Here is an 11,926-nt window from a genome sequence, read left to right as displayed (position 1 = left end):
AAGAATAACATCATCTAGGCATCATCAGCAATTCTTGATACAAAACTTCATATTAATGATAACAAGCTAATTGATAGAAGCATCTCCCACTCCCTGGAACATAATCCAAGATAAAAAGAAATTAACAATAAAAATAGCTAAAAGAGAAGTAACTACAGCGGTGGTGGTAGATTGACCCACACCCTTAGCGCCTCCGGTAGTAGTTAAACCCCAGCTACAACCAATAATAGCAATCAAACCACCAAAAACTAAAGATTTGAGCATAGAACTAAGCAAATCCCAAATATTTAAAAAACTGCGTACAGAATTGAGAAAAATTACCGAAGAAATATTATAGAGACTGTCTGCCACTAACATTCCCCCAGTCAAGCCAGTAATGAGGGAAAAAATAGTCAATATAGGAAGCATGATCCCACAGGCTATAACTCTAGGGGTCACCAAATAATCAATAGGGTCGGTTTCGAGCATATAGAGAGCATCAATTTGCTCGGTTACACGCATGGTACCAATTTCGGCAGCGAAAGCTGAACCTACTCTCCCGGCGATTACTACTGCTGTTAAAACTGGGGCCAATTCCCGAGCAAGAGCAAGGGCTAATACTCCCCCTACTGCTGTTGTCGCTCCAAAAGTAATAAATTCTCTAGCCACTTGGATCGTAAAAACCATACCCACAAAACCTGCTGTAATCAAACTAATAGTGAGAGAAGCGGGTCCTACCAGGGCCATTTGTTCGATAGTATTGCGACGGTGAATATTGCCTTTGAGAAGATGCAGAATAACTTGTCCGAGAAGATAAGCAGCTTCAGTTAGACGGTTAAACCACAAAAATAAATTTTTATTCATTAGCTAATAGGGAAATATCAAGTTATCGTTTCAACTAAGTCTAATTCAAAACAATAGTTTTCAATTACTGTATTAGCTAATAGGCTTTCACACATTTTTTTCATTTGTGCTTCTGCCTCTTGCTGATTTGTGGTGGTCAAGTCAAATTCTATATATTTGCCGATTCTCACAGAGGAAACCTCTGTATAGCCTAGCTGATGTAATCCTGTTTCTACGGCAGCTCCTGCCGGGTCTAGCACGGATGGTCTGAGGGTAACATAAACACGAGCATGATATCTTTGATACATAAATGTTTGGAATTAGTATTTACACAAGTATATAGGCTAGAGAGGGTAAACCGGGACATTTTCGGTAGATAATAGGTATTAGGTATCAGGTTTTAGGCATACAGCAGGAGGAAAGGAGGAAAGGTGAATTCCCCAGGAATGCCTCCTGCTGTAACTACTTACAAAGAAATCCTTACAGGGGTTTTATTGGGATTAACCTGTAAATCAGGAGACTTAATTAGAGAACGTCCAGTCATTTCTGACGGTTGAGGTATTTGAAGGATAGAGAGAATAGTAGGAGCAATATCTGCTAAACAGCCATCATCTCTCAAAGCTACTTGACCACCATGTCCTGGAATTTTAAGTTTTTCTCCTTCAATCAAAATTAAAGGCACTGGATTAGTGGTATGAGCAGTCCAAGGGTTACCCTGTTCATCTCTCATGTATTCAGCATTACCGTGATCTGCGGTAATTAAAGTTGTTCCACCTACTTTTTGAATGCTAGTTAATAGTTTTCCTATGAACTTATCTACAGTTTGAACGGCCTGGATGGCAGCTTCTAAATTGCCTGTGTGACCGACCATATCTGGATTAGCATAGTTAATAACAACTAGAGAGTAGATACCTCTTTCTATGGCAGCACAGGCTACCTCTGTTACTGCTTCTGCTGACATAGCCGGAGCTTGATCATAAGTAGACACCATCGGGCTTTGGATTAGTTCTCGATCTTCCCCGGGAAAGGGTGTTTCTAAACCACCATTGAAAAAATAAGTTACATGGGGATATTTTTCAGTTTCAGCAGTTCTAAACTGTTTAAGATTATTTTCAGAGATTACTTCCCCGAGAATTTTAGTCAGATTTTGTGGTTCAAAAGCTACTTTTACTGGTAAGTCGGGATCGTATTGAGTAAAGGTAACAAAACTTAGAGGTTTAATTAGTTCTCGTTCAAAACCATCAAACTCAGGACTAACTAAAGCACTACAGATTTGTCTTGCTCGATCCGGGCGAAAGTTATAGAAAATTACTCCATCCCCAGCACTTATTGCTCCAGGCGCAATCCTAGTGGGAGCAATAAATTCATCTGTTATCTCTTGACTATAATTTTCTTCGATTACTGCTGATGCTGTTTTTTCTACTATATTGTTATCTTCTGTGAACACTCGATAAGCTTTTTCTACCCGATCCCAGCGGCGATCGCGATCCATCGCATAATATCTTCCACTGACACTCACAATACGACCCAGACCAATTTTATCTATGTGTTCTTCAATTTTCTTAACTTCATCTATTCCTGAATGTGGGTTTGTATCTCTTCCGTCTGTGATCACGTGTATACAAACTTCTTCCACTCCTTTAGATTTTGCTAAGTCCAATAATCCTAGTAGATGATTTATGTGAGAGTGTACTCCTCCTGGTGAACACAATCCGATCATATGCAATTTTCCCTGGGTTTCAATCACATCTTTACATACTTCTATGAGAGCTGGATTCTCTTGTATTGAACCATCTTCTACTGCATCAGAAATACGCACTAGTTCTTGAGGTACTACTCGCCCTGCCCCCAGGTTTAAATGCCCTACTTCTGAGTTTCCCATTTGCCCCTCTGGTAGTCCGACCTTTTTCCCAGATGTTTTAATCAAAGTATGGGGATAAACTTCTAAGAGGCTTCGCAGTACTGGTATATCTGCCATCGCAATGGCATTAGCTTCTTTCATTTCTCGATAACCCCAGCCATCTAAGATAACTAGAACCACCGGAGATACAGGTGCTTGTGCCATGATTATTATCCTAATAGTTTATATGTACGCAAGTTGATAATAACATTTACTTTTTGGAATATTCATTCCTTAATTACTAAGTCATCTCTATGTACAATAGTTTCTGCACCTAGATAGCCTAGTAGTTTGACAATATCTTGGGAATGTTGGCCCTTGATTTGGTTAATTTCGCTACTACTATAGTTTACTATACCTCTAGCTATTTCTAACCCCATTTCGTTACATAATTCTACCGCATCGTGGGCATTAAAATCCCCTTCTACTTTCAGAATTCCCACCGCTAATAAAGATTTTCCTTTTTGACAAATTGCTTTTATCGCACCTGCATCTAAATAAAGTTTACCTTGGGGAATCAAACCGTTAGCTATCCATCTTTTTCGGGCTTTTTCTGTTTGTTTTGCTGCTTCAAACTGGGTTCCGATAATTTCTCCTTGGATAATTTTAATTATATTACCAGGCTCTTTTCCCTGGGTAATTACTGTTTTTACTCCAGCGTTAGTGGCAATCCGTGCCGCTGTTAGTTTTGTTGCCATCCCTCCTGTGCCCCATTGTGAACCTTTTGTGCTGGATTCTATTTCTAGTTTACTAAAGTCTTCTGGGTTAACTAATACAATCGGTTTAGCCGTGGGAAATAGCCGCGGATCTGCCGAATAGAGGCGATCTACATCCGTTAGTAAAAATAACCAGTTTGCTTCTATTAAACTTGCTACTAAGGCCGATAGGCTATCATTGTCCCCGAATTTTAGCTCATCAATGGCTACTGTATCGTTTTCATTGACAATGGGAATCACTTCTAAATTTAATAACTCTGTTAATGTATTGTGTATATTTACATAGGAGCTTCTGTTGATGATGTCCTGACGTGTCAACAATATTTGAGCTATGGGTTGTTCTAAATTACTAAATAAGTCATCATAAATCCTGATTAAGCGCCCTTGACCTACTGCCGCTACAGCTTGTTTTTTACTCATTTTTTGCGGCCTTTCCCTAATCTTCAGCCTTTGACAACCTATTCCTACTGCCCCTGAGGATACTAAGATGACGCGATGTCCTAGACGTCGCAGATAAGTCAGGGTTTCTACTAAAGATGCAATGGTAGACAGGGCGAGTTTATTTGTTTTTATATCGCTTAGGCTAGATGTCCCAATCTTAACCACCAAGGTTTGGGGGCAATTCATACATTCCTTAACTTTCTTGTGTAAAAAAACATGAGCGTCTGTGGCTAATTTCTTAGCTGATGCAGACGCTTGTTTCTATTTTACTTGGTTATGTTTAAGGTCTTTATTAAGCTGACCTCATTATTATCTATGGATAAATCATGACATAAAATTTTTGTGATCATTTATTTCATAATATTTTCTTAATATTTAAATTTATGAGGATTTATTAACTTTTGTCAAGAAATCTACTCAGAAAAACCCAAAGCCTTGATGAGACTGACTTCTAAACTACGCAAGGATAAAAGATTGCTCCAAGAATCATCAGCAAGCATAGGTTCAACTAAGATAGTGAATAAACCCAAACGATTACCAACGATAATATCAGTAAAAGGGCGATCGCCAACCATAGCGATTTGATTAGTTTCTAGATTCATGGCCTTGAGTACCTGTTTAAGTTTGCGTCGTGAGGGTTTAGCGGCGCTAGACACGTATGGTACCTGTAAAACCCTAGCAATTCTACTAATTCTAGTATCACTAAAATTATTACTGAGTAACCAGATAACGGCGTACTCTCGCATAATAGTAAACCATTGTTGAATTTCTGGGGATATTTCTGAACTACTCATAGGTAAAAGAGTATCATCCACATCTAACACTAAACCTTTTAGTTGATATTTAGTAATAATTTCAGGAGTAAGTTGAAGAATATTACCGTCAAGAATCAAATTAGGACGTAAATACCTAACTCGGTGCATAATTTAATTAAATCTCCTATTATTACTGCTTTTGTGCTTGAATAACCTGTAGACTACCACCTAGATAGAGTTGTTGCTGTAAAACAGTAAAACCACTTTGGTTTAATAACCCTTTTAAATCAATATTTAATAGTTGCCAAGCTGTTTGAGTTTCAAATAACCAGAAAAATAAAGCTATACCAGGCCAAAATACTAGATTAGTAGGTTTATGAAAATCAATAAAAGTAAAAATTCCCTGAGGTTTAAGTACTCGATAAACCTCTGCAAAAATTTCCTTTAACTCCTCTAGTTTCATTTCATGTAAAGCAACACTAGTATGAACTAAATCAAACTCTTGGTCTTCTAAAGGCATGTTTTGGGCTAATCCTTCGATATATTTGGCCTCTGGCACCTCTTGTTTAGCTTTAGCTAAGGAAACTGGAGAAATATCTAAACCAGTCACCTGTTGAGACAATTTAACCAAAATAGCAGTAGTTTGTCCACAACCGCAACAAAGGTCTAAAATTTTCGTTGATGGCTGAATATTTAAATTTTCAAGGGGTAGATGGCGAAATTTTCTTTCTCCTCCCAAAGGAAAAGATGCTAAGCTGGAAATTGAATTATATAACCAGGGATATTGATAACTCAATGGTCTTAAAATAGTAGCCAATTTTATTGCTCCTCCTTGTGAAAAATTATTTATTTATTTACCTTTCTATTATTTTTAACTTAAACAATAAAAATATTGTTAAAATAAGTAAAGAATCTGAAAAATTTAGTAACATATTAAAATTATGAGCCGTGTTGGGGTTCTCTTACTGAACTTGGGTGGTCCCGATAAAATAGAGGATGTTCGCCCGTTCCTTTATAATCTATTTTCTGACCCAGAAATAATTCGTCTTCCTTTAACAGGATTGCAAAAACCTTTAGCTTGGTTAATTTCTAACCTGAGAGCTAAAAAATCACAACAAAACTATTTAGAAATCGGCGGCGGGTCACCCCTACGTCGTATAACAGAAGAACAGGCTAGAGCTTTAGCTTCTAGTTTAGCGAAAGTAGGTCAAGAGATTGGTGAAGATATAAAAGTATATGTGGGAATGCGTTATTGGCATCCCTACACGGAAGAAGCGATCGCCAGAATTAAGGCAGATAAAATCTCTAGATTAGTGATTTTGCCTCTCTATCCACAATTTTCCATCAGTACCAGTGGTTCTAGCTTTCGAGTCTTGGAGGATTTGTGGTCTGAAGATAAATCTCTGGAAAAAATTGACTACACCTTGATTCCTTCCTGGTATAAAAATACTAAATACCTCGAAGCCATGGCTGATTTAATTGCCACAGAATTAGAACAGTTTAGTAATCCTGAACAGGTTCATATCTTCTTCAGTGCCCATGGTGTTCCTCAAAGCTACGTAGATGAAGCAGGAGATCCCTATCAGCAAGAAATAGAAGAGTGTACTAGTTTAATCATGGAAACATTGAACAAATCTAATAACTATACACTAGCTTATCAAAGCCGAGTAGGTCCAGTAGAATGGCTGAAACCATATACAGAAGAAGCCTTAGCAGAACTTGGTAAACAGGGGGTTAAAAATTTACTGGTTGTACCGATTAGTTTTGTTTCTGAACATATAGAGACTCTCCAAGAAATTGATATTGAGTATAGAGAGATTGCCGAAGAAGTGGGAATCACCAACTTTGTGAGAGTACCTGCTTTAAATACTAACACTAAGTTTATTGAAGCCTTATCAATGTTAGTAGAGGAAGCTTTAACAACAGAAGCCTGCACCTTTGATCAAGTTACTCACCCGGTGAAGAATATGAAAATGTATCCTCAAGAACGTTGGCAAATGGGCTTAACGCCATCGGCTGAAGTTTGGAATGGTCGTTTAGCAATGCTTGGTTTTATCGCCTTGATTCTGGAACTAATTAGTGGTCACGGTCCTTTACACTTCGCTGGTCTATTATAATAGCGGAAAATAGTGAGGGAGTTACTCTATAGTTAGAGAATGTTTAACCATAGCATGTTTAAAAAATTGATAGCCCCAAAAAGGTAGAAAGCAATCAGTCTATAGAGTTTCTTTGATGAAAACTACTGACTTGTAAATAAAATACCTAGGGGCTGTCTGCTACTTACATCAAAGCAGCTTATGAATCCTGGGCTAGACATAAAAATTCAGGCGAAAATATTTGGAGCGCGATCGCCTATAAAGAGGTTAAAGACATGGCAGGTTTGAGTTTAAATGCTTTAACTGGTACCACACCTACTTGTGAATTAGTTAAAGAAGTTTTAATTCAGATGGAAAGATGGATGATTGAGTCCCAGGGACGGCTTGCTCTGGTAACTTTTGATAATGGTCAGCAAACCTGGTTACCTATTTGTCTTTTAGAACATATTTAATTTTCGTTACACCGTACCGAACGATTTGTCTCCCAGTCCGCCATTCGTTATTTTCTTGCTGAAGCGGTGAAAATGTGGCTAAAATAAGTGTAAATATTTAAAATTCTTTTCTGAACTCCTTGTCTTTGAACTCAACCGCCACCAATAACTTTGGCAAAAGGTGCAAGTTAAGAGTTAAACAGTGCGAAACCCGGGACTTGAACCCGGAAGTCCTTGCGAACACTAGGACCTGAACCTAGCGCGTCTACCAATTCCGCCAGTTTCGCTTACATTCATCCACAATCTATAATCATAATATTAATTTGATAATTTGTCAAGAACAGAGGCGAAGGGAGGAAGGGACATTTCAGGATGTTGAGGAAACCCAAATCACTCGCACTAGTAAAAAACGCGACTTTTGTTAAAAATTGTTATAAGTTATTAATGAGGTAGATTCAGAAGAAGAGGAGGATAAGCTTTGACTGAAAATAGCATAGGTTCGCGCCAAGAAATACAAAAGCTAGTCCGCGAACAATTACAAATTCTCCTAGAAGATAAAAATTATCAAGGGGTAAAAGCCCTATTAATACCCGTACAACCAGTAGATATCGCCGATGCCATAGAAAGTTTACCTGAATCGATGCAAGCGATCGCTTTTCGTTTATTAGGGAAAACTGAAGCGATAGAGGTTTATGAAAATTTAGATTCAAATGTGCAAGTAGCACTACTGCAACAATTTAAACATCAAGATGTACTCGATATTGTCGATAAAATGTCTCCTGATGATCGCGCGAGACTGTTTGACGAGTTACCAGCAAAATTAGTGAGTCGTCTCTACACTCAACTAACTCCCAAAGAAAGAGAAGCCACATACGCCCTATTAAAATATGAAGAAGATACAGCCGGACGAATTATGACGCCGGAGTATATTTCTCTCAAAGAAAACCTAACAGTAGCAGAAGCTTTAATAAAAATTCGTCAATTAGCTACAACCTCAGAAGTTATCTACTATTTATATGTAACTGATTCTTCTCGCTGTCTAAAAGGTACCGTCTCTTTGAGAGATTTAGTGGTTTCCTCTCCAGAAAAGAATTTAAGTGAAATTATGACGAGAGATTTAGTATCAGTACATACTGATACAGATCAAGAAGAAGTGGCCAGATTAATACAACGTTACGATTTACTAGCACTACCTATAGTAGATAGGGAAGAACGTTTAGTAGGAGTAGTAACAGTAGACGACATTCTCGATATTTTAGAACAAGAAGCTACAGAAGATATTTATGCCCTAGGTGGTGTTCAATCCGATGGAGATAATTATTTTCAAATCAATTTAATCACAGTGGCTCGTAAACGAGTAGTGTGGCTATTTATATTGTTACTAACAAACACAGTAACAGCAACAATTATTAACTCTCAACAACAATTTTTACAAGAAGTGGTAGCTTTAACAGCATTTATTCCTCTCCTAACGGGCACAGGGGGAAATGTCGGCGCCCAATCTTCAACCGTAGTCATTCGAGGCTTGAATACAGAAACTATCCGCAGTTTAGGACCCATACAAGTAATTTGGCGAGAAGCTAGGGCAGGAGCACTCCTAGGGACAATTTTAGGGAGTTTAGCTACTCTGTGGGCTTATTTGCTTCAAGGAGATCCCCGAGTGGCGATCGCCGTGGGTGTAAGTTTATTGGCGATCGCTATTCTCGCCTCTGTATCTGGTTCATCTTTGCCATTTATTTTTCGCAGTATCGGTTTTGACCCGGCTTTAATGTCAGCGCCCTTTATCACTACAGCGGTAGATGTATTGGGGGTATTAATTTATTTTCAAATTGCCAAAGCTATTTTAAAATCTGTTGTAAATTAATCAGAGAACTTACGGTTATGAAACTTTTTAAATGGCATTGGTTGGATCTTGCTGAATACATCGCTATCCTCGGACTAATCCTCAGTCTGTTAATTTATATTTTCTCTCAAAAAATTATGGGGTTTTTAGTCTTAGTGACTATTACCCTAACTTTAAATTTACTCAATCGCCAACGGGAAAAACAGCAAAATTACCACCTTTTATCATCATATCTGAAAAAATCAAAATCAACAGAGCAACCCTCTCAGCTAATTGTTAAAGATAATCAAGTAGAACTAAATTGGTTACAAGAATCAGTGCAAAAAATTATAGGATATCTACAAGACAATCATGTAGAAGCTAGAATTAGTAAATTAGAGCAATTAGTTAATAACATCATCAATCAAGGCAATCATCCCCAGAGGCCAAGTTTTAAACCCAGGGAAACAGAGACTATCAACAAAGGTTTTAAACCCAAACCAAAATTCAAACCCAAACCATTCCTTGAGATGTCACCAACTCCAGACAATTTTCCCAAAGCATCTATCCCTAAATCTCCCCATTGGGAATTAACACAAAAAATAGCCGCCCATAAAGAAGCGATTGCAGACTTAGCAATCACTCCCGATGAAAAATATTTACTGAGTGTAAGCTGGGATAAAAATCTTAAACTATGGGAATTAGCCACAGGAGAATTAGTTGATAGTATAGAAGCACATTCACAAGGTTTATTAACTGTAGAATGTAGTAAAAAAGTTAACTATACAGATACTCAATATTGGTTAGCAACAGGAAGTTTTGATCAAAAAATCAAACTCTGGTCCATAGGTGAAGATTTAAAATTCAAACAAGAAGAAGCTATAACCTATCATTCCGGTTCTATTCATGATTTAGCGATCGCTTCTGAGGCAGAAATTCTCGTAAGTGGTAGTTATGACCAGACAATCAAACAGTGGAATTTATTTACCGGAGCTAAAATTTCTACTTCTTTACATGAATCTGGCGGTATTTATGCTCTTGCCTTATACTCTAATCATGCCATCATTGCTACTGGTGGTGGTGATGGTCAAGTTAGTCTCTGGCAACTAGAAACTGGTAATTTACTAGCAGAATTCCTAGGCAATGTTTCCTCAGTTCAGTGTTTAGCCTTTAGTGACGATGGAGAGTTACTCGCCGCAGGTTGTGTAGATGGTACGATTAGAATATGGCAATTAAATCAGTCTGATTTAACCCAAAATCTTGAACCTATACAAGTTTTCGCTGCTCACAAAGCCCAGGTCATGTCCCTAGTTTTTGACCCATCCCATAATATTTTCTTAAGCGCTGGTGCTGATGGTACCATTAAAAGCTGGCATCTTGATCAAGATGAACCCTTGAATATAATTACTCAAGAATCTCAAAGTATTTTTTCAATACTTTTAAACACCAATGCTGATTTATTAGTTAGTGGTGGTGTCGATGGTGATTTAAAAATCTGGCGGTCTTAGGTTACATTTCTCCCTACATGCCCTGGATTTTAAATCCAGGGAACAAACATACTGGTTAAACTTTCCGAGAATAGTACTCAACGATGAGTAGTTCATTAATTTGTAGAGGCACCCATTCCCTTTCCACGATACCATTAACTCTGCCTGTGAGAGTGTTTTTATCAAACTCTAGGTGACTAGGTAAGTTAGCTAACCCGGGATATTCCATATTAGTTTCTACTAGTTTGCGAGATTTTTCTCTATTTCTAACACTAATTACTTCTCCAGGACGACACTGATAACTAGGAATATCCACAACTTTACCGTTTATGGTAACGTGACCGTGACTAATCAGTTGACGTGCCGCAGGTATCGTACCCGCCATTCCCATGCGAAATACAGTGTTATCAAGACGCATTTCTAGTAATTGTAATAAGGCTTGTCCCGTAGAACCTGTAGCTCTACGTGCTTTTTTCATATAACGAACTAGTTGTTTTTCGCTAATTCCATAATTAAAGCGTAGTTTTTGCTTTTCTTCGAGACGAATAGCATATTCTGAGCGCTTTCTGCGATTTTGTCCATGTTGTCCTGGGGGATATTGGCGTCGGGGACTTTTCCGGGATAATCCTGGTAATTCACCTAAACGGCGTACAACCCGAAGACGAGGACCTCTGTATCTAGACATAGATTGTTTTCCTTTATTTTCTCTTTTATATTAGACCCAAAACTCTTATCATACCATAAATTCTAAGTTTTAAAAAGGAGATAGGGAGATAGGGAGAGGGGGCAGGGCTGTTTCGTTCTTGACAAAGAAAATGGTGAGGAGGAGCAGGGAGCACCGGAGCACGGGAGCTTCTGAGAGGGGATTTTTTGCTAATAATAAATCTCGGATTTATTTTTCTTTTAAAAAACATAGTAAAAAGCCTACCGTTTAAACGTTACATTTTGAAATAAAAAAATGAATGAAACAGCCCTGGGAGAGGGGGAGAGCTCACAAGGGTAGGTTTTTTACAAAGAGCTTGTAGCCTGTAGGTTGGGTTGAGGCACGAAACCCAACACAATGAGTAATGAGTAACGAGTAATGAGTAATGAGTTTTGAAGTAAGAAGGTAGCCTGTAGGTTGGGTTGAGGCACGAAACCCAACACTATAAAAGTAGGCGATCGCCCTTAATTTTTGATTCTCACCTGTTGGCATATTCAGCATTAGTGCTTTTTTAGCCTGTAGGTTGGGTTGAGGCACGAAACCCAACACTATAAAAGTAGGCGATCGCCCTTAAATTTTGATTCTCACCTGTTGGCATATTCAGCATTAGTAGCAGCATTAGTAGCGTAAGTGAAATTGTTAATGTAGTATAACAAGGACCCAACCTACAAGCTACTGATAAAGCCCCCCTTAGTAAGCTATCCTTTATAAGCAACTCACCAAACCCTTGTATAGCAGGGAGCACCGGAGCAG

At 38.2% G+C, this 11,926-nt stretch carries 11 protein-coding genes and 1 tRNA gene; 4 read left to right on the top strand and 8 right to left on the bottom strand.

Translation table 11 applies throughout. The features are described 5' to 3' along the window. Positions 1-66 precede the first annotated feature (66 nt). The 6 genes from MW688_RS15140 to MW688_RS15115 form a co-directional block, all read right to left on the bottom strand. A complete protein-coding gene (locus MW688_RS15140; RefSeq protein WP_486736847.1) occupies positions 67-843 on the bottom strand; it encodes an MlaE family lipid ABC transporter permease subunit in 777 nt (258 codons plus the stop codon). Between the two features lie 17 nt (positions 844-860). Then, on the bottom strand, positions 861-1,130 hold the full coding sequence (gene purS, locus MW688_RS15135; RefSeq protein ID WP_486736846.1) for a phosphoribosylformylglycinamidine synthase subunit PurS: 270 nt from the start codon (positions 1,128-1,130) through the stop codon (positions 861-863). A 158-nt stretch (positions 1,131-1,288) separates the two neighbouring features. Then, positions 1,289-2,887: a 2,3-bisphosphoglycerate-independent phosphoglycerate mutase gene (gene gpmI / locus MW688_RS15130; protein WP_486736845.1), complete on the bottom strand. Its 1,599-nt coding sequence runs from the start codon at positions 2,885-2,887 to the stop codon at positions 1,289-1,291. A gap of 62 nt (positions 2,888-2,949) precedes the next feature. After that, entirely contained in the window at positions 2,950-4,065 is a 1,116-nt protein-coding gene (proB, locus tag MW688_RS15125; protein WP_486736844.1) for a glutamate 5-kinase, read from the bottom strand. A 227-nt stretch (positions 4,066-4,292) separates the two neighbouring features. Further along, the gene (locus MW688_RS15120; protein WP_486736843.1) at positions 4,293-4,802 is read right to left on the bottom strand and encodes a YqeG family HAD IIIA-type phosphatase; all 510 of its coding nucleotides are present in this window, start codon (positions 4,800-4,802) and stop codon (positions 4,293-4,295) included. 22 nt (positions 4,803-4,824) lie between these two features. Then, entirely contained in the window at positions 4,825-5,451 is a 627-nt protein-coding gene (locus tag MW688_RS15115; protein WP_486736842.1) for a class I SAM-dependent methyltransferase, read from the bottom strand. 124 nt (positions 5,452-5,575) lie between these two features. Between MW688_RS15115 and hemH the strand changes: the two genes are divergently transcribed. Together hemH and MW688_RS15105 are read left to right on the top strand one after the other, a co-directional pair. Then, entirely contained in the window at positions 5,576-6,751 is a 1,176-nt protein-coding gene (gene hemH / locus MW688_RS15110) for a ferrochelatase (protein ID WP_486736841.1), read from the top strand. Positions 6,752-7,005: 254 nt separating this feature from the next. Next, entirely contained in the window at positions 7,006-7,182 is a 177-nt protein-coding gene (locus MW688_RS15105; RefSeq protein ID WP_486736840.1) for a hypothetical protein, read from the top strand. Positions 7,183-7,364: 182 nt separating this feature from the next. On the opposite strand, the gene MW688_RS15100 is transcribed toward MW688_RS15105, so the two are convergent. Then, positions 7,365-7,448, bottom strand: a tRNA-Leu gene (locus MW688_RS15100). A gap of 191 nt (positions 7,449-7,639) precedes the next feature. On the opposite strand from MW688_RS15100, the gene mgtE reads away from it, so the two are divergent. Further along, positions 7,640-9,025, top strand: a complete 1,386-nt coding sequence (mgtE, locus tag MW688_RS15095; protein ID WP_486736839.1) for a magnesium transporter — start codon at positions 7,640-7,642, stop codon at positions 9,023-9,025. A 17-nt stretch (positions 9,026-9,042) separates the two neighbouring features. Next, positions 9,043-10,491 (top strand): WD40 repeat domain-containing protein, encoded by a 1,449-nt coding sequence (locus MW688_RS15090; RefSeq protein ID WP_486736838.1) that lies wholly within the window; start codon positions 9,043-9,045, stop codon positions 10,489-10,491. Positions 10,492-10,546: 55 nt separating this feature from the next. Here MW688_RS15090 and rpsD read toward each other — a convergent pair whose 3' ends face one another. Then, positions 10,547-11,155, bottom strand: a complete 609-nt coding sequence (gene rpsD / locus MW688_RS15085; RefSeq protein WP_486736837.1) for a 30S ribosomal protein S4 — start codon at positions 11,153-11,155, stop codon at positions 10,547-10,549. Between the last annotated feature and the right edge of the window lie 771 nt (positions 11,156-11,926).

It is taken from the genome of Johannesbaptistia floridana (assembly GCF_057440575.1).
Note: the sequence above shows the minus strand (reverse complement) of the source record. Positions and strands in the feature narration are given on the sequence as shown.

Coding starts and splice junctions, on each gene's coding strand:
- MW688_RS15140 (WP_486736847.1), bottom strand. CDS start 843: ATGAATAAAAATTTATTTTTGTGGTTTAACCGTCTAACTGAAGCTGCT.
- purS (WP_486736846.1), bottom strand. CDS start 1,130: ATGTATCAAAGATATCATGCTCGTGTTTATGTTACCCTCAGACCATCC.
- gpmI (WP_486736845.1), bottom strand. CDS start 2,887: ATGGCACAAGCACCTGTATCTCCGGTGGTTCTAGTTATCTTAGATGGC.
- proB (WP_486736844.1), bottom strand. CDS start 4,065: ATGAATTGCCCCCAAACCTTGGTGGTTAAGATTGGGACATCTAGCCTA.
- MW688_RS15120 (WP_486736843.1), bottom strand. CDS start 4,802: ATGCACCGAGTTAGGTATTTACGTCCTAATTTGATTCTTGACGGTAAT.
- hemH (WP_486736841.1), top strand. CDS start 5,576: ATGAGCCGTGTTGGGGTTCTCTTACTGAACTTGGGTGGTCCCGATAAA.
- MW688_RS15105 (WP_486736840.1), top strand. CDS start 7,006: ATGGCAGGTTTGAGTTTAAATGCTTTAACTGGTACCACACCTACTTGT.
- MW688_RS15090 (WP_486736838.1), top strand. CDS start 9,043: ATGAAACTTTTTAAATGGCATTGGTTGGATCTTGCTGAATACATCGCT.
- rpsD (WP_486736837.1), bottom strand. CDS start 11,155: ATGTCTAGATACAGAGGTCCTCGTCTTCGGGTTGTACGCCGTTTAGGT.